Genomic DNA, 16,946 nt, shown 5'->3' with positions numbered 1-16,946 from the left:
AGGAACAATTTATTGCTTGCTTGATTCCACTATCCGCCGAGATAACAATGCCTGTCCGCATGCCTCATTATGCGTCCCTTGCCACTGTCCGCAAGGATGGTGCGTGGTGCGTATCCTACCCTGTCTTTTAAATCGCGGCGCAGCCGCTCCTACCGCTGTCAACTGCCATCTGATATCTGCCAACTTTTACAAATTTTCTCCGCGCCTCTGCGACTCTGCGAACTCCGCGTTTTATTCCAGAGCGTTTGAAAAGTGGCCTGCTGCAGGAAGATTCTCATTGCCGGCCCGGCTGTGCTAAGTTAATAACATCATTTTCAAACGGACGGGAATACTCATGCGCATTGCACTGATTGGTCTGGGCAAGATGGGGGCCAATATGGCCCGGCGGCTGTTGCGTCAGGATATCGAGGTGGTCGGTTATAACCGCTCGCCCGATATCGTCAACCAGCTGGCGGAAGAGGAAAACCTGCTCCCCGCCGAGAGCCTGGAAGCGGCCATCGCGCAGCTGTCGGCACCGCGTATCGTCTGGCTGATGCTGCCGGCCGGCGAGGTCACCGAGCAAACTATTCAGGCCCTGCCCGGCCTGTTGCAACCGGGGGATATCGTGGTCGATGGTGGCAATGCCAATTACCACGACAGCCAGCGCCGCGCGGCCATGCTGGCCGAACACCAGATTGGTTTTGTCGATGCCGGGACCTCCGGCGGGGTCTGGGGCCTGGATGAAGGCTATTGCATGATGGTCGGCGGCGAACGGGCTCACGTGGAACCCCTGCTGCCGGTACTCAAGACGCTGGCGCCTTCCCCCGATAATGGCTGGGCCCATGTCGGCCCGCCCGGCGCGGGCCATTTCACCAAGATGATTCACAACGGGATCGAATACGGCATGATGCAGGCCTATGCCGAGGGCTTTGCCTTGCTGCAGGGCAAAAGCGAGTTCGAACTGGATCTGGCCCAGATCAGCGAGCTGTGGCGCCACGGCTCGGTAGTGCGCAGCTGGCTGCTGGATCTGAGTGCCGATTTCCTGCAACAGGATCAGCAGCTGGCGAACATCACCCCCTATGTCGCCGATTCCGGCGAAGGACGCTGGACCGTCATGGAGAGCATCGATCAGGGGACCGCCGCCCCGGTGCTGGCGTTGGCACTGCACATGCGTTTTGCCAGTCAGGACGACACCGCCTATGCCAACCGGATTCTCGCCAAGATGCGTGAGGCCTTCGGCGGTCATGCGGTGAAATCAGAATGATCGATCTGGATCCCTGTACCTTTATCGTCTTCGGCGCCACCGGCAATCTGGCGCGCACCAAATTACTGCCCGCACTTTATCATCTGGAGGAGGCCAATCGCCTGCCCGCCGACATGTGTATCGTCGGCTTTACCCGGCAGGCGATAACGGAAGCGCAATGGCATGCCGAGGTCACCGAACTGCTGCGCGAGCGGGCCCGGGACGGACTCAACAACGAAGTACTGCAACGGCTGATCGAGCGACTGCATGTATTCAGCGGCGACATGACCAGCCGCGAGTCATTGCAGGATCTCAAGGCGTATCTTGAATCCAGTCCGCAAATCCCCACCAATCTGGTGTTTTACATGGCGATCCCGCCCTCCTATTACTCGCGCGTCAGCCAGGCGATCGCTGGTGCCGGGTTGAATAACGAGGATCAGGGCTGGCGCCGGCTGGTGATTGAAAAACCCTTCGGCTATGACGTGCAAAGCGCCACCGTGCTGGATGAAAATCTGCAAAAGTGCTTTCACGAAAAACAGATATTCCGCATCGATCATTACCTCGGCAAGGGCATGGTGCAGAACGTCCTGGTATTCCGTTTTGCCAATCTGCTGCTGGAGCCGTTATGGAACCGCAATTATATCGATCATGTGCAGATCACCCATTCGGAAACACTGGGGATTGCCGGGCGCGCGGCATTTTATGATCAGGTCGGCGCCATGCGCGACATGATCCAGAGCCATCTATTGCAGATGCTGACCCTGGTCGCCATGGAACCGCCTGCCAACCTGGACGCCGAGTCGCTGCGTGACGAAAAAGCCAAGGTGCTCAAATCCATTCGCCCGATTCCCAGGCGGGCTATCAATGCCCAAGCCTATCGTGCCCAGTATACCCAGGGCATGCTGGACAAACAGAGCGTCCCCGGTTATGTGGACGAAGATGGCGTGCCATCCAACAGCACCACTGAAACCTATGCCTCACTCAAGCTCTATATCGATAACTGGCGCTGGCGGGGTGTGCCGTTCTATCTGCGTACCGGCAAGCGACTGGCCCAGAACAGTTCCATGATCAGTATTCGTTTCAAGCACCCCCCCCAACAGCTGTTTCGCAAGACCCAGATCGAAAAACTCAAGCCCAACTGGATCCTGCTCGGCATCCAGCCCCAGGAATGCCTGCGCATGGAGCTGCAGGTTAAGGAACCCGGCCTGGAACTGCAGACCCATACAACCCGACTGGATGCCAGCTATTGTGGCGTCCAGGGTTACTCACTGGACGCCTACGAAACCCTGCTGCTGGATGTAATTGAAAACGACCGCTCCCTGTTCCTGCGTTACGATGAAATTCAACTGGCCTGGGAGATCGTCGATCCCATCGTCAAGGCCTGGGACAGCGAAAGTGAATACATTCACACCTACCCCGCCGGCAGCTGGGGCCCGCCCGAAGACACCCGCCTGTTCGACCACGAAGACCACTACTGGCGCAACTCGCTGGATGAAGAGTAAATCCCCACAGTGCACATTCACCTACAGTTCGGGAACTGTTCCTGCACGGTGGAATATAACGCAGAGGACGCGGAGCCGCAGAGACGCGGAGGAGAAATGATTTTTTAAATACCCCTTTTTATATCTTCTCCATTCCCTCTTATACGAAACCCTATCATACATAGAGTACTTATCATGCATCGTGCTCCCACTTGGAACGCGTTAGCAGCGCATGGAAAACATCTAATCTGCTGATCAAAATACCAAAACTCTGCGACTCCGCGCCTCTGCGTTCTCCGCGTTGGTTACCAGTCTGCTGAAAAAAGAACGCTACACATGAGAGTACAAAGTAATGTTTATCGGTTTCCGGCATACCACGCGGCGCCGAGCAGGCCGGCGTGTGGATTGGTAATCACTTTAACAGGCATGTTTTGTAATAATTCGCTCATGGGTGGCTTGTTGTTAAAGGCGGCGACAAACCCGCTTTGGCCGAGCGGCTTAACCAGGCGGGCGGCCATTCCACCGGCCAGATATACCCCGCCGGTCGCCAGACCGATCAGCGCCAGGTTGGCGGCGCAACTGCCGTAAAGGCGAAAAAACAGTTCCAGGGCATGCGCGGCCAACGGATCCTCACCACTTAGCGCACGACGGCTGATCGCTGCTGCCGGATCAGTTGCCTTGCTGACCATCCCGGTATCGACCTGCTGGCGGCTGGCAACATAACGATAGATCCGCAACAACCCGGGACCGGACAATACATGCTCATAACTGACTCGCACGAGTTCCTGATGCATAAAATGCAGCAACTCGTCCTGCTCTTCGTCGACAGGCGCGAAATCCATATGCCCGCCCTCGGACGCCCGGACCTGAATTTTCCCCTGAACATCCGCAAGCAATGCCATGCCCAGACCGGTCCCCGCCCCCAGGATTACCCGGTTGCCGGAAAGGGACTCGCCTGCCTGTATTTCGTAATAATCCCTCTCACCAAGCACAGTCAGACTGTAGCCGTTGGCCGCAAAATCGTTGATCAGATGCACTTGCGAAATGCCAAAGCGCTGTTGTAACTGCTGACTGTCCAGTGTCCAGGGCAGATTGGTTAATGTCGCCCGCTGTGAGCGGATGGGACCGGCGATGGCAAAACAGGCTGCTTCAATGGTCTCACCAGCAGCATGCTCCTGAATAAATTGTCCCAGTGCCGTTTCAAAGTCCGGAAAATTCTGCGCGGGATAGTCAATCTGCTGGCGGAGAGTAACGCTACAGGCATCGACTTGCGCCAGGGCCAAACGACAATGGGTCCCGCCAATATCACCGGCGATAATCTGTTTCATGTCGATTCGGACAGCTGGCTCGCTGCCGCCTGATCCAGGTACCACTCGGCCCGGCCTTGTGGTGCCAGCTTCTGGACCGGGTAATTCTCGTCACCGTCCCCCCCCAACACCTGTGCGACAATCGGCGCCTTGGCCTCGCCGGTCACCAGCAGCATCAGATTCCGGGCGGCATTCAGTACCGGGTAGGTCAGAGTCACTCGCCAGCTGTTGAGCTTCTCCACATAGACACTGACTACCGCGGTATCGGCGACTGTCAATGCTGAACTTTCGGGAAACAACGAAGCAATATGGCCGTCATCCCCCATACCGAGCATGACAAGATCAAAACAGGGTAAGCCGTTGGGACTGCGGTGTACATTGCCCAGAACCTGGCGGTATTCCTCGACAGATTTTTCAATATCCGCCTGGACCCCGATCGGGTGAACATTATCGACCGGAATGGGAACATGATCGATCAATGCCTCTTTTACCATCAAATAGTTGCTCTCGGGATGATCTGCGGGAACGTCCCGTTCGTCACCCCAGTAAAGATGGACCTTGTCCCACTCAAGCTCCTCTTGCTGTAACAAATGATAAACCGGCTTCGGCGTCGAGCCGCCGGCCAGCGCCACATGAAAACTGTTGCGGGCACGGATAGACTCCCGTGCCAGTTCCACCCAGCGCCGTGTTGCGGCGCGTTCGAGTTGCCCGGGTTCGAGATAAATCTGATAGTGGTACTGTGATTTCAAAACGCCCTCTTGTGTGCGTTGCTTCGCTGCTCAAATCGACATAAACTGTAATGCAAATCTATAGCTATAACTTGGCGAGATCCCACTACAATGTCAAGGCAGCAAAACCAGAATAAAAACCAGGCGCAGGGTTACCAAAAAGCCTGCGAACTGCTGCATCAATGCCGAACCCGGGTCGGCTTTCTTGCCAGCCCCAACGATAGCGACAATTACCGACGTATATGGTCCCGTGACGGAGTCATCCTGTCCCTCGCGGCCCTGTTGACCGACGAACCGGAATTGGTCGAATCAGCACGCGAAACACTGGATACCCTGGCCCGCAACCAGGGACCCCATGGTGAGATTCCCAGCAATGTGGATCCGGCCTCACGACGGATCAGCTATGGCGGTACCACCGGCCGGGTTGACGCGAGTTTGTGGTTTGTAATCGGTTGCGGGGAATACTGGAAAGCCACAGGGGACAGGCAATTTATCGAAAAGATGGTGCCGGTACTGGAGAAAGTCCGTTTCTTGTTGGGTGCCTGGGAATTCAACAATCGCGGATTGCTTTACGTGCCGCAGGCCGGCGACTGGGCCGATGAATACCTGCATTCCGGTTATGTGCTCTATGATCAATTGCTCTATCTACAGGCTCTGCGGACACTGCGAACCGTGCATCAGGATCTGCAAGCTACCGTCGACCACACCTTGCAGGAGCGCCTTGCCCATCTCAAGCACCTTATTCAGGCCAACTACTGGCTGCATGACGGGGACGGCATTCCCGATGATGTCTATCATGAAATCCTGTATCAAAAAGGCCGCGAGGCGGCACCCGGCTGTGCCGGGCTCTACTGGATGCCCTTTTTCTCGCCCACGGGCTACGGTTACCGGTTTGACGCCTTTGCCAATATCCTGGCCTCATTATTTGATATCGCTGACACAACCCAGTCCGAAGCTGTAGACCACTTCATCAAAGAGATTACTCCGCAGGATCTGGCCCTGGTCCCGGCATTTCATCCGGTCATACACCCGCCAGACAAGGACTGGAAAGAGCTGCAGATAACTTTCTCCTACACATTCAAGAACAAACCCTATGAATACCATAATGGTGGATTATGGCCGATGCTGACCGGATTTTATGTGGCCGATCTGGTCAAACGCGGCAAACAAAACCTGGCGAATGACTACCTGCACGGAATTCACCAGGCCAATGCACTCGCCTGTGACGAACAGGAATGGTGTTTCCCGGAATTTGTTCACGGCAAGAAACTGACTCCCGGGGGAACTCATCTGCAAGGCTGGAGTGCCGCCGCGGCGATTATCGGCAGCCAGATGCTACAGGGCAAAAATCTGTTTCGTATCGACCATGACTGAACCTGTTCTAATCTGCACTGATCTGGATCGCACCCTGATCCCCAATGGCCACTATCCGGAATCCGCCAATGCACGACCGTTATTTCGCAAAATAGTGGCAAGAGACGATGTCTTTCTGGTGTATGTCTCCGGACGTGACCAGGTCCTGCTTGAGGAAGCCATAATCGAGTGGAAACTGCCGCTACCTGATTATGCCATCGGTGATGTTGGCACCTCGATATACACAGTTCATAACGGTAACTGGGAACTTCTGGAGAGCTGGCGAAATGTAATCAGCCGGGATTGGGGAAGCTACCAGCGGGGTGACATTGCACAGTGGCTGGCGGGAATCGATATTCTGACATCCCAGGAAGAAAGCAAACAAAATGATTTTAAACTCAGTTATTATGCTCCTGTCGGCGTGACGGTTCCAGCGCTGTTGGAGGATATCCATCAGCGCCTGAACAAGCACCCGATCCGCTATAATGTTATCTGGAGTATTGATGATACCAAACAGATCGGCCTGCTCGATATCCTCCCGCAACGCGCCAACAAGCTTCAGGCCATCCATTTCCTGATGCAACAACACAGTTTCGATTCGGCCAACACCGTCTTCTCCGGTGACAGCGGTAATGATCTGGAGGTCCTCTGCAGTGATATCCGGGCCACGCTGGTTCATAATGCAAGTTATGCGATCAAACAACAGGCCCGCCAGCTGGCTGATGAAAAGGGGTATGCCGATCGCCTGTATATCGCCCAGGGCGGTTTTCTGGGCATGAATGGCAATTACGCCGCCGGCATCCTTGAAGGTCTTGCGCATTACATCCCGCAAACTCTCGGATGGATGACGGAAAGTTCTAATTAGCCCAGCGGATAATGAGCTTATTCACCACAGAGGTCACAGAGTATCTTATTCAGAAACCTCCGTGCTCTCTGTATCCTCTGTGGTTAAATATTTCAATCATTAGGTATGCGGATTTTGTCCAGGAAGTTGTAGTATTCGATCCCTTCAATAATCCCGTCGGCATAACTGTTTTCGCTGAAATAGATCCGCGGCTTGTCGCGTAGCTTATCCAGTTCCGGGCTGTGGTTGGCAACAACCACGCCGAGGGTGCTGCCCTGCAGCATCTCTTCATCATTACCTGAATCTCCGACCACCAGGATCCGATCCAGCGGAATTCCCCATTTCATTGAAAGATAACGTATCGCCAATCCCTTGGAAGCACGGATGGGCAATAAATCCAGATGGGTTTTCTCCGACAGAATCGCCTTGGCATGCAGATCGTGGCGTCGCAAGTGGCGCTTTATTTCCCGCACGCTCGGAGCCTTTTCGGGATCGATCTTGTAGCTTATCTTGTGTTCGCGTTGTTCACTTTCCGGTGCCAGTTTAACGCCCGGACATTTACGCATGGCCTTGCGCAAGACTCGCGGCTCCCAGCGATAATCCAGATTCCGTCGCCAGAGATTGTCTTCTACAATACGTTCATTCTGATGTGCGTAATGAATTTCCGTACCGACCGATGTCACCAGAATGTCCGGCGTCGGCAGGTTATAACGCTTGAGAAAATTCAGCGTCGAGTCCAGGGTTCGTCCGGTAGCCAGTCCCAAGCCGATATATTTGCCGTTTTCTTTCAGGTAGGCCAGCAGGTGCTTGAGTGCGTTTTTGTCGCCGAACAGGGCATTGTCGATGGCGGTGAACCCAATCCGATCCAGTGAAACCAGACGCGTTTTGCCTGTTGGCACAAAAGGCGCACGATAATGGTGCTCACGAAAGCCGCTGATTTTCTCCAGATAGGTTTTGGTATGGCCTTCCCAGCTATAGTGCCGATGGGATCCTTCATAGCCCTGTTTTGACCAGTGACGCCATTGTTTGCGGTCCGCGAGAACCGTGAGCAGCGCATCGGCAATCCCCTGGCTGTCATGGGGATCGATCAAAACGCCATTCTGGCAATTGGTAATGATCTCGCTCGGTCCGCCGTCATTGGTCGCTACAATCGGCAGGCCACTGGCCGCTGCTTCTATCAGGGTCAAGCCAAACGGCTCGGTCAATGCCGGATTAACAAATATTCCGTATGTCTGTGCCGCCAAGCGATAGAGTGCCGGTACATCGTCGGAACTGTGATGTTTGGGATAAGCAACCTTGCCGTAAAGATCATACTTGTCAAACAGCAACAGCAGCTCTTTGAGCACCTCTCTTGGACCTTTTTCCATCTGGGTAATATCATCCCGGTTGCCGGCGATAATCACCAGATTGGCTTTTTTCTGCAGTTCCGGTGACTCCCCGTATGCCTTGACCAGTGTTGTAATGTTCTTACGTTCATCAGCACGAGAGAGTGCCAGTATCATGGGTTTGTCGGACTTGAACAGAAAACGCTCGAGTTGTTGAAATATTTTCGGCCGTTCTTCGTTCTTTTTTGGCGGGCGATAACGACTGATATCCACACCTGGGGGGATCACTTCCATCCGTGAGGGATGATAATTGTCGTACTTGGCGTACTGCTCCTCGACCTCCTGATGTGTACTGGCCACAATCATCGCCGCCGTGCCCAGGGCAACTTCCTCGGCCTCAATCCGTTGACTGAGATTGTACTGGGATTCAATCTTTTCCGGCTTGATACCCTTACTCAACAACTGCCGATGCTTCTCGCGACCCAGAGAGTGTCCGGTAAAGATCATCGGCGATCCCAGCAGACCGGCCACCCGGGCGGCAACCAGCCCGGCATCAGCATAGTGTCCATGAATAAAGTCCGGCACCTGACCAATCGAACGAATATGTTGCAGGGCATGATCGATAAATTCATCCAGATGGGGCCACAGAACCTCCTTTCTAAGATAACGCCGGGGGCCGCAACGCAAACGGATCAAATTGGCCTTGTCCGATAATTTCTCTTGTGGCCGGGTGTAATCAGACGAAACCTTTGGGTCTTCTACCAGCCGGGTAAACAGATCAACCCGGGCAACATCATCGCGAGCGGCCAGCGCCCTGGCCAGCTCAACCACATACAAACTTTGTCCGCCGGTATCGGCATCCCGTCCAAGCTCAAGGTTTTTGGCCCTGATCAGACCATGTACGCTGATCAACACAATGTAAAGCTGGTCTGAATTATCCGTTTGATGGTTCATAACATCCAGTGATAGTGATAATAGTGATAAAACTCTTTATCCTGGCTTACAGCACCGCGCAGCTGGCAAATTGCCGCCGAGAATTCGACCGCCCGTTGCAGTGTCAGCTCATAGGACCAACCCCGGAGCAGGCCCGCCAGCCAGATAGCACTGAATCCGTCACCCGCCCCCACCGTATCAACCAGGCGATTCACCTCGACGGGGGCGACATTCAGGCTCTTCCCGGCGGTCATCAGCATGGCACCCTCTGCGCCACGGGTCACAATCAGTGCCTGCAGATTATATTTTTCAAGAATAGCACGTGCGCTCTGCTCAATAAGTTGATTTTCATCAATGGAACCGCCGGTCAAGGTTTGCAGTTCCGTCTCATTAAGCTTGAGCCAGTTTATGCCCTGCAAGAGCTCATCTATTTTCTCTTTGCTCCACCAGGGGGCACGCAAATTGATATCGACAAAAATCGAAGGCGTCATCTGACGCAACAGGGAGAGACTCTGTGCCGAGGTCGGCATTCGGTATATGAGCGAGCCATGATATAGCATGGCATAAGCGGAATTAGCATACAGGCGCCTGACCATCGCCGCTTCGATATGGTCGTAGGCGACGTCCTGTACGATATCGAAGGAAGGCTGCCCGTCCTGCAGACTTACCTGCACGCGGCCGGTGGGATGATCGGGGTCCTGGAAAACCGCCGAGGTGTCCATCGTCCATTCATCCATCGCCTGCAGGATCCGGTCACCCAGCTTGTCCTGTCCCACGCGACTGATAAACAGCGGCGACAGCCCCAGTCCTTGCAGGTGCCAGGCGACGTTGAACGGCGCCCCGCCGAGCACAGCGGTGCCGTCCGAAAACAGGTCAAACAGCACTTCACCAAAAATGACAGGGCGCCGAGAGCCTGATAACCTCGTCATTGCCTGCTCCGACCACGAATCAGACAATCAATACCGGCATACGACGCGCACACGGAGCGTTTCCTTTGCATTCCATTTTTCTGGCACAATAATTGTAAGGTATTTGCGATAATCGAACACGTCGTTATAATCATAAATCATTCAATTCCTGACCACTCGATTCAAGCATCCATATATGTCCATAGAACACATCATAGAACGCGCTTACGATATTCTCAATCAGTCGATTGTCCATTACCAGGGCAAACCGATCGGCACGGTGGCGGCGCTGAAACATACACACCTGGCCGCCGCCAACTACGAGGAGTGCTTCATTCGCGACTTTGTCCCGTCCGCGCTGGTATTCCTGGCCGATGGCAAGCCCGAGATCGTCAGGAATTTTCTCGAAGCGGTGCTGGAACTGCGGACCAGCGAGCGCACCGTCGCGGGCCACGAAATTCAGCCCGGCATCATGCCAGCCAGTTTCACCGTCGCCACCGATTTCGATGGCAATGAGCACCTGCAGGCCGATTTCGGTGAAAAGGCCATCGGACGGGTCGCCCCCGTGGATTCCATGATGTGGTGGCTGATCCTGCTGTTTATCTACACGCGCAGCACCGGCGATGACTCGCTGGCCAAGCGGCCGGATTTCCAGCAGGCCATGCGGCAGATCCTGCATCTGTGCCTGAAGGACTCTTTTGAAGTCAGCCCCGCGCTGCTGGTTCCCGACGCCTGCAGCATGATCGACCGTCGCATGGGAATCTACGGCCACCCGCTCGAGATTCAGTCGCTGTTTTTTGGCGTGCTGCGCATTATTCATTCCCTGCTTGAGGAAAAAGATCCGGAAAGTGATTCCTCGCTTGTCAACACGGCCATGGCTCGCGAACATGCCCTGCAAAGTTATGTCCGTCTGTTTTACTGGCTGGATCTGCAACGTCTGAACGAGATCCATCGCTATACCACCGAAGAATTCGGGCACGACAGTGTCAATGTACTGAATGTCTATCCCGAATCAATTCCCGACTGGGTCATCGAATGGATGCCGAATGACTGTGGCTATCTGGTGGGCAATATCGGTGTTGGTCGTATCGATTTTCGCTATTTTTCCCTGGGCAACCTGCTGGCCATTATGTTTGGTCTGGCCTCCGAGGAGCAGTCCGAACGGATCATCCGCCTGTATGAATTGCGTTGGCCGGATCTGGTCGGCGCGATGCCCCTCAAAATCATCTACCCCGCCATGGAGGGGCTGGAGTGGCAGGTGCGTACCGGCAGTGATCCCAAAAACGTACCCTGGTCCTACCAAAATGGCGGAAACTGGCCGGTCCTGTTGTGGCCCTTTGTTGCCTCCACGCTGAAGGCCGGGCGTGGTGACCTGGCCGAACGAGCCTTCCAGATTGCGCTGAATAAACTACCGCTGGATGAGTGGCCGGAATATTACGACGGACGTTCCGGGCGTCTGATCGGGCGACGCTCCAACAAACACCAGGTGTGGACGGCCGCCTCCCTGATTATCTCCTACAAGATGCTGGAAAACCCGAAAATGCTGGATCTGTTCCCGCACTGAGCCGGTTCCGGACAAATTGCCCCCGGGCGGGGAGCGAGTCTGCTAAACAGCATCCAGGATGCTGTCCACTCCTTCCCTCGGGACAGCGCCGGTCACATCCGGTATAATCCGTTTTTTTCGGAAAACAAGCTCGTTGTGATGTCAGATAAACCGGTTGAACTCAATGCCACTGAACTGCGACAGAAACTGAACCTGGAGACCGGGCAGTTACCCTGGTCCGAACTGCAGCGTTATTTCGCCCGTGGCGTGGTGGTGGTTGCCGATTCGCAACTGGATCTGATCGAGGTCGCTGCCGCATTCGCCGAAGACGACAAGGCCCGCATCGAACAGTGGATTCAGCACGAGCAACTAGCCCGCGCCAACGACGAACACGCCCTGAACTGGAGTGAGCAGCAACCGGATTTCTGGAGTGTGGTCGTGGCGCCCTGGGTGATCGTCCAGGCGATCACACGGCACTGAGAACGCCGCCCGCAGGCGGTCTATACCCGATACTCAATGTCCTCGCGCAATACCTGTTTAAGTACCCCGATCACCTGCTCGAGCAAGTCAGCATCATAGGGACGGGCGGGAACTTTGCCCCACACCGGTGCCGGCCAGGCCGGATCCGACCGATGACGCACAATGTGATGCAGATGCAGTTGCGGAACAACATTACCCAGCGCCGCGATATTCAGCTTATCCCCCATAAACCCCGTCATCAGGGATTCGCCCAGTAGAGATGACTCATGCAGCAATTGCTGCTGATCTTCGGAGGATAATTGATAGATCTCCTGAATATTCACCCGATCCGGCACCAGAATGAACCACGGATAATTGGCATCCTGCATCAACAGCAGATATGAGAGAGGAAATTTACCCAGCAACAGACAATCGTCTGCCAGTTTCGGATCGATATCAGTCATAAGCGACATCCACTGTCGGGGATGTGGACTGCGCAATCAGGGCCAGTTTCTGCGTCCGGCTGAGTTTTTTTATCGCGGCCTCACGACTTGCGGCCGTTGTGCGACTGGCGCAATACTCCTGATACACCAGGGTAACGGGCCGTCGTCCGCGAGTATACCGGGCCGCCAGCCTATCATCTCCATTGTGCTCTTCCACTCGCCGCTGCGGCTCGACAGTGATACCGGTATACAAGCTGTTGTCACTGCACTGCAGGATATAGACACACCACCGATGCGCTCTATCATTATTGTTATCTTGCTGCATGAATAAAACGATTCGCTAATACGCTAATACATTGGTTCGACGCGAGATCGATTATGCCTTATCTTACTGACTCTGGCACGCACACAAACCAGACATATCCCTGCCAGCTCAACTGACTGTCAGGCATCCGCCATTTCAGGCAAGTGGGCATTGGGTGCGGACGACTCTTCAAAACGGCCGAAGAGTTTCTCCTTGGCCTGTGCGTATTGAGCCTGAGCGATGACCCGGTTTTTGCTCAGACGCCTTAACATGCGCAGTTCGCCGGATAACTGTTGTTGCGTGGACAGTTCGAAGTCATTGGCCAGTCTGGTGATACGCTGTTCCAGGTGCTGGACAAATTGTTCAAATTCGTTGCGCGAAGGTTGATTCACCTGAAGCTTTAACAGAGGTATGTTGGCATGTCGGGACACGAAAACCTGTTGCCGGCTACTGTATTTCCAGAACAGATAGAGTTGTCCCATTATCAACAAACTACCCCCCACCAGGGTCAGGAGTAAATAGCCGTCGGCAGTGTCGGGCAGATAGCGCGGGAACCACCAGAACAGAAAAAGCACGCCTAACAGGGTCAGTCCACTCCCCATCAACCAGGGCCGGGACAAAGCAAGTTGGCGCTGGCTGCCTGGAGCCAGCGCCAACAGGTCAATACTATATTCGCACTGTCGTTTATTGCGTTTTTCGCGGATCCGCAGCGCGCGATCGTCCAGCAGTTGAATCTTCCGTTGTTGGCCTGACAGGTCGGTCTGCGCAAACTTCATCGTAATCTGATGCGCCATAAGATCCTCTCACTCGAAGGTTTCGCAATACCTTGACCCTGGTAACCCTCACCCCACTGTCAAAATCAGTGCATTGATCTCGGGTCAGCGTCCGCGGCGGCCGCTCACGGTATCAATTATCAAGTATGGCAGGAGATCAAAATAATTCCAGAAAAAAAGAGTGATTACATCGGCAGTTTTGCGCGCGATAGCTTACACACTGTAAACGCGATACCCCTTCAAATAACCTGAGAATTCAGCCAGCACCGCGATGCCGGTCCGTTCGGCCTCGGCACACCATTGCTGCAGCCAGTGCAGGCGCAGCGCGGGAGTCTCCGCCGAGCGGATCCAGAGCTCCTTGAGCCGCTGCTTGAAGCGATAGACCGTCTCCAGGGTCTGGTTTTGTTCCAACGCCGTGGCCAACACCTGGTTATCATAGGCATCCAGCTGCACATCCTCACGGGTCATCCAGCGACGCAGACGCCGATACAGCTTGCGATAGGATTGATGATCCAGGCTGCCGCGTTCGGCCCGCAATACCGGTTTGACAACCTGGTGGCCGTAGAGCTTGAGAATATGAAAGCGGTTGCGCACGATCGCGCGAACCGTCTCCATGTCCAGACCGTGCTGGTCCGCCCGGCTTTCGGCGCGCGGCGCCACACTGCGCACCCGGGCGAGTCCGAAAGCGCTTAACAAGCGAATATAGACCCAGCCGATATCCAGTTCCCACCATTTATTCGACAACCTGGCCGAGGCGGCATAGGCATGATGATTATTGTGCAACTCCTCCCCGCCAATCAACACACCCCATGGGACGATGTTACGCGAGGCATCAACGGTTTCGAAATTGCGATAACCCCAGAAATGGCCGATCCCGTTAATTACGCCAGCAGCCCAGATCGGAATCCAGAGCATTTGCACGGCAAAGATGGTGAGGCCGAGCGGTCCGAATAGCATGATATTGATCAACAGTAACAGCATGATGCCGGCAAACGGATGGCGGGTGTAAACATGGCGTTCCAGCCAGTCATCCGGGGTGCCCTTGCCATACTGTTGCAGGGTTTGCTGATTGATCGACTCGGCGCGATACAGCTCACTGCCCTCCAGCAACACCTTACGAATACCCCTGGTCTGCGGACTGTGAGGATCTTCCTCTGTTTCACATTTGGCATGATGCTTGCGGTGAATTGCCACCCACTGACGGGTCACCATCCCGGTGGTCAGCCATAACCAGAAACGGAAAAAGTGGCTGACCAGGGGATGCAGCTTCACACTGTTATGTGCCTGGGCGCGATGCAGGAAGATTGTCACACTGGCGATGGTGATGTGGGTAACGATCAGCGTCCATACCACCAACTGCCAGGGCTGTAGTGGCCAGATGCCTTCAAGATAATTTGTCATAACATTCTCTCATCAGATGGCACGAAGAGTTAGGCGACGGACAACGGAGTAAACCCCGGTAATCCTGTACTAAACGGGATTTGAAAAAGGCTTTATTAACAGGCAGATAACCATTCATAGACGCATCAGAGATGAAAAGCGGGTACAGAAAAGCGGGTTAAATAGTATATCTTCAATACTGCAAACTCTGGACTGTAAATATCGTTTAACCTGACCTTTTAACAATATAGCGCCCTGCATACCAAAAACAACCACCTGGCACAGAGAATTTTTATCAATATAAAACAGCTTATTTACCACGCCACTGGACATTGTAGAGGTCGTGACGACGATCATGCAGATTCTGGACCGTGCCGCTGTTGCGCGCTACCTGCAGGGTTTCCGGTCGCAAATCGGCGATCGCGACTGTCTCGACATTGGGGGTAGTATCGGCGGCGATCCCGTCGCGGGCAAACGGGAAATCACACGGTGTCAGTATGCAGCTCTGGGCATACTGGATATCCATATTATGGACATTCGGCAGGTTACCCACATTGCCGGACATTACCACGTAAAACTGGTTTTCCACCGCCCGGGCCTGGCAACAATAACGCACCCGCAGATAACTCTGGCGCTCGTCGGTGCAAAACGGCACAAACAGGATCTGCACACCCTGATCGGCCAGATGGCGGCCCAATTCCGGAAACTCCGAGTCATAACAAATCAGGACACCAATGGGGCCACAGTCCGTCTCGATGGCATTGACCGCCCGGCCGCCTTCGATATTCCACCAGTAAACCTCATTGGGTGTGGGGTGGATTTTGGCTTGTTCATACACCCGACCATCCCGCAAAAAAACATAGGAGATATTTTCCACGCGCCCGCTTTCGACCCGGGTCGGGTGGGAGCCTCCGATAATATTGATGTTGTAACGCAGCGCCATCTCGCGCAAGGCCTGCACAAAGTGCGGCGTATACTTGGTCAACGCCTCGATGGATTCGGACGGACGCAGCTGCTGATCTTCGATGGAGAGTAATTGCAGGGTAAACATCTCCGGAAATACCACGAAATCTCCCTGATAGTCTGCCACTACATCGACAAAGTATTCGACAATCCCGAGAAACTCCTCGAAGGAACGCACTCGCCGTTGCATGTACTGCACCGTGCCGATGCGTATCGTGTCGGGCAGGCGTTCGCCGTAGCGCTTGCTGCGTTCCTGCTCTTCCTCCTGCTGAACTTTGGGATTATGCCAAGCCAGATGAACGGCATAACCTAATGAATCGCGATCCGAGTCGAGGTAATTCTTGATGATTCCGATAATCTCAAAACCGTTGCGCAGTTGAAAAGAGAGTACCGGATCGCGCAGCTTCTTCTGCTTGACCTGCTCAACGTATTCTTCGACGGAACCAAAACGCTTGATACGCTTTGCCAGTGTCGGCAACCGACCGGCGAATACAATCCCTTTCAGCCCCAGGGATTCGCAAAGTTTCTTTCGTTCGTTATAAAGCCGGTTGCCGATTCGATATCCGCGATAATCGGAATCGACCACAACTTCCATGCCATACAGCCACTCCCCCTTCGGATCATGCCGCGAGGCATAGCCGTTACCGGTAATTTCCGCCCAGGTATGCGGGCGCAACGCCACCTTGCCGGCAATCCGGAAGGTGGCACAATAACCCACCACCTTGTCGTCCACCAGCACCACAAACTGTCCGTCCGGATAGTTGTTAATCTGGCCCCGGATCGAGCCTTCCGAATAGCCCGACTGGCCGGTGCTGCTGTTGTAGACCCGATCCGTCAGGGCGGCGATTGCCGGCACATCCTGATTGGTCGCGTTGCGCACCGTCAGGTGACTGCGGGGATTTTTAAACGGGGTCGAGCCGCCTTTTTTATCTGCCATAAATTGAATACCTGTCAATGCCGTTGGGGGATATCATGCCCCC

General features: G+C 54.5%; 15 protein-coding genes. 6 read left to right on the top strand and 9 right to left on the bottom strand.

Annotated elements, in window-relative coordinates:
- The first annotated feature begins 334 nt into the window (after positions 1-334).
- Together gnd and zwf are read left to right on the top strand one after the other, a co-directional pair.
- Entirely contained in the window at positions 335-1,243 is a 909-nt protein-coding gene (gene gnd / locus U5J94_RS09825) for a phosphogluconate dehydrogenase (NAD(+)-dependent, decarboxylating) (RefSeq protein WP_322565465.1), read from the top strand.
- Positions 1,240-2,724 carry a glucose-6-phosphate dehydrogenase gene (gene zwf, locus U5J94_RS09820; protein ID WP_322565464.1) on the top strand — a complete coding sequence of 495 codons (1,485 nt, stop codon included), beginning with the start codon at positions 1,240-1,242 and terminating at the stop codon, positions 2,722-2,724. The genes gnd and zwf overlap by 4 nt, the downstream gene beginning before the upstream one ends.
- Positions 2,725-3,059: 335 nt before the next feature.
- Here zwf and glk read toward each other — a convergent pair whose 3' ends face one another.
- Positions 3,060-4,031 carry a glucokinase gene (gene glk / locus U5J94_RS09815; protein WP_322565463.1) on the bottom strand — a complete coding sequence of 324 codons (972 nt, stop codon included), beginning with the start codon at positions 4,029-4,031 and terminating at the stop codon, positions 3,060-3,062.
- Entirely contained in the window at positions 4,028-4,759 is a 732-nt protein-coding gene (pgl, locus tag U5J94_RS09810; protein ID WP_322565462.1) for a 6-phosphogluconolactonase, read from the bottom strand. Before pgl ends, glk begins: the two co-directional genes overlap by 4 nt.
- Before the next feature lie 90 nt (positions 4,760-4,849).
- Between pgl and U5J94_RS09805 the strand changes: the two genes are divergently transcribed.
- Entirely contained in the window at positions 4,850-6,112 is a 1,263-nt protein-coding gene (locus U5J94_RS09805) for an amylo-alpha-1,6-glucosidase (protein WP_322565461.1), read from the top strand.
- Positions 6,105-6,956 (top strand): HAD-IIB family hydrolase, encoded by an 852-nt coding sequence (locus U5J94_RS09800; RefSeq protein ID WP_322565460.1) that lies wholly within the window; start codon positions 6,105-6,107, stop codon positions 6,954-6,956. Before U5J94_RS09805 ends, U5J94_RS09800 begins: the two co-directional genes overlap by 8 nt.
- A 92-nt stretch (positions 6,957-7,048) precedes the next feature.
- Here U5J94_RS09800 and U5J94_RS09795 read toward each other — a convergent pair whose 3' ends face one another.
- Both U5J94_RS09795 and U5J94_RS09790 read right to left on the bottom strand, forming a co-directional pair.
- Positions 7,049-9,214 (bottom strand): HAD-IIB family hydrolase, encoded by a 2,166-nt coding sequence (locus U5J94_RS09795; RefSeq protein WP_322565459.1) that lies wholly within the window; start codon positions 9,212-9,214, stop codon positions 7,049-7,051.
- On the bottom strand, positions 9,211-10,122 hold the full coding sequence (locus U5J94_RS09790; RefSeq protein ID WP_322565458.1) for a carbohydrate kinase: 912 nt from the start codon (positions 10,120-10,122) through the stop codon (positions 9,211-9,213). The genes U5J94_RS09795 and U5J94_RS09790 overlap by 4 nt, the downstream gene beginning before the upstream one ends.
- Before the next feature lie 175 nt (positions 10,123-10,297).
- Here U5J94_RS09790 and U5J94_RS09785 point away from each other — a divergent pair, with 175 nt between their 5' ends.
- Together U5J94_RS09785 and U5J94_RS09780 are read left to right on the top strand one after the other, a co-directional pair.
- Positions 10,298-11,665, top strand: coding sequence for a glycoside hydrolase 100 family protein (locus U5J94_RS09785; RefSeq protein ID WP_322565457.1), 1,368 nt, complete (start codon positions 10,298-10,300; stop codon positions 11,663-11,665).
- Positions 11,666-11,803: 138 nt separating this feature from the next.
- The gene (locus U5J94_RS09780; RefSeq protein WP_322565456.1) at positions 11,804-12,124 is read left to right on the top strand and encodes a DUF2288 domain-containing protein; all 321 of its coding nucleotides are present in this window, start codon (positions 11,804-11,806) and stop codon (positions 12,122-12,124) included.
- A gap of 20 nt (positions 12,125-12,144) precedes the next feature.
- On the opposite strand, the gene U5J94_RS09775 is transcribed toward U5J94_RS09780, so the two are convergent.
- The 5 genes from U5J94_RS09775 to U5J94_RS09760 form a co-directional block, all read right to left on the bottom strand.
- Positions 12,145-12,567 (bottom strand): HIT domain-containing protein, encoded by a 423-nt coding sequence (locus tag U5J94_RS09775; RefSeq protein ID WP_322565455.1) that lies wholly within the window; start codon positions 12,565-12,567, stop codon positions 12,145-12,147.
- Entirely contained in the window at positions 12,560-12,871 is a 312-nt protein-coding gene (locus U5J94_RS15305; protein ID WP_416224165.1) for a GIY-YIG nuclease family protein, read from the bottom strand. Before U5J94_RS15305 ends, U5J94_RS09775 begins: the two co-directional genes overlap by 8 nt.
- Before the next feature lie 119 nt (positions 12,872-12,990).
- The gene (locus U5J94_RS09770) at positions 12,991-13,644 is read right to left on the bottom strand and encodes a hypothetical protein (protein ID WP_322565454.1); all 654 of its coding nucleotides are present in this window, start codon (positions 13,642-13,644) and stop codon (positions 12,991-12,993) included.
- Between the two features lie 192 nt (positions 13,645-13,836).
- The gene (locus tag U5J94_RS09765) at positions 13,837-15,024 is read right to left on the bottom strand and encodes a fatty acid desaturase (RefSeq protein ID WP_322565453.1); all 1,188 of its coding nucleotides are present in this window, start codon (positions 15,022-15,024) and stop codon (positions 13,837-13,839) included.
- A 289-nt stretch (positions 15,025-15,313) separates the two neighbouring features.
- On the bottom strand, positions 15,314-16,903 hold the full coding sequence (locus U5J94_RS09760; RefSeq protein WP_322565452.1) for a bifunctional GNAT family N-acetyltransferase/carbon-nitrogen hydrolase family protein: 1,590 nt from the start codon (positions 16,901-16,903) through the stop codon (positions 15,314-15,316).
- Between the last annotated feature and the right edge of the window lie 43 nt (positions 16,904-16,946).

The sequence above is a fragment of the Thiohalophilus sp. genome (assembly GCF_034522235.1).
Classification (GTDB): domain Bacteria; phylum Pseudomonadota; class Gammaproteobacteria; order UBA6429; family Thiohalophilaceae; genus Thiohalophilus.
Note: the sequence above shows the minus strand (reverse complement) of the source record. Positions and strands in the feature narration are given on the sequence as shown.

Bases quoted from the DNA above. Each gene is read 5' to 3' on its own strand.
- gnd (WP_322565465.1), top strand. From the start codon at position 335: ATGCGCATTGCACTGATTGGTCTGGGCAAGATGGGGGCCAATATGGCC.
- zwf (WP_322565464.1), top strand. From the start codon at position 1,240: ATGATCGATCTGGATCCCTGTACCTTTATCGTCTTCGGCGCCACCGGC.
- glk (WP_322565463.1), bottom strand. From the start codon at position 4,031: ATGAAACAGATTATCGCCGGTGATATTGGCGGGACCCATTGTCGTTTG.
- U5J94_RS09805 (WP_322565461.1), top strand. From the start codon at position 4,850: ATGTCAAGGCAGCAAAACCAGAATAAAAACCAGGCGCAGGGTTACCAA.
- U5J94_RS09800 (WP_322565460.1), top strand. From the start codon at position 6,105: ATGACTGAACCTGTTCTAATCTGCACTGATCTGGATCGCACCCTGATC.
- U5J94_RS09795 (WP_322565459.1), bottom strand. From the start codon at position 9,214: ATGAACCATCAAACGGATAATTCAGACCAGCTTTACATTGTGTTGATC.
- U5J94_RS09790 (WP_322565458.1), bottom strand. From the start codon at position 10,122: ATGACGAGGTTATCAGGCTCTCGGCGCCCTGTCATTTTTGGTGAAGTG.
- U5J94_RS09785 (WP_322565457.1), top strand. From the start codon at position 10,298: ATGTCCATAGAACACATCATAGAACGCGCTTACGATATTCTCAATCAG.
- U5J94_RS09780 (WP_322565456.1), top strand. From the start codon at position 11,804: ATGTCAGATAAACCGGTTGAACTCAATGCCACTGAACTGCGACAGAAA.
- U5J94_RS09775 (WP_322565455.1), bottom strand. From the start codon at position 12,567: ATGACTGATATCGATCCGAAACTGGCAGACGATTGTCTGTTGCTGGGT.
- U5J94_RS15305 (WP_416224165.1), bottom strand. From the start codon at position 12,871: ATGCAGCAAGATAACAATAATGATAGAGCGCATCGGTGGTGTGTCTAT.
- U5J94_RS09770 (WP_322565454.1), bottom strand. From the start codon at position 13,644: ATGGCGCATCAGATTACGATGAAGTTTGCGCAGACCGACCTGTCAGGC.
- U5J94_RS09765 (WP_322565453.1), bottom strand. From the start codon at position 15,024: ATGACAAATTATCTTGAAGGCATCTGGCCACTACAGCCCTGGCAGTTG.
- U5J94_RS09760 (WP_322565452.1), bottom strand. From the start codon at position 16,903: ATGGCAGATAAAAAAGGCGGCTCGACCCCGTTTAAAAATCCCCGCAGT.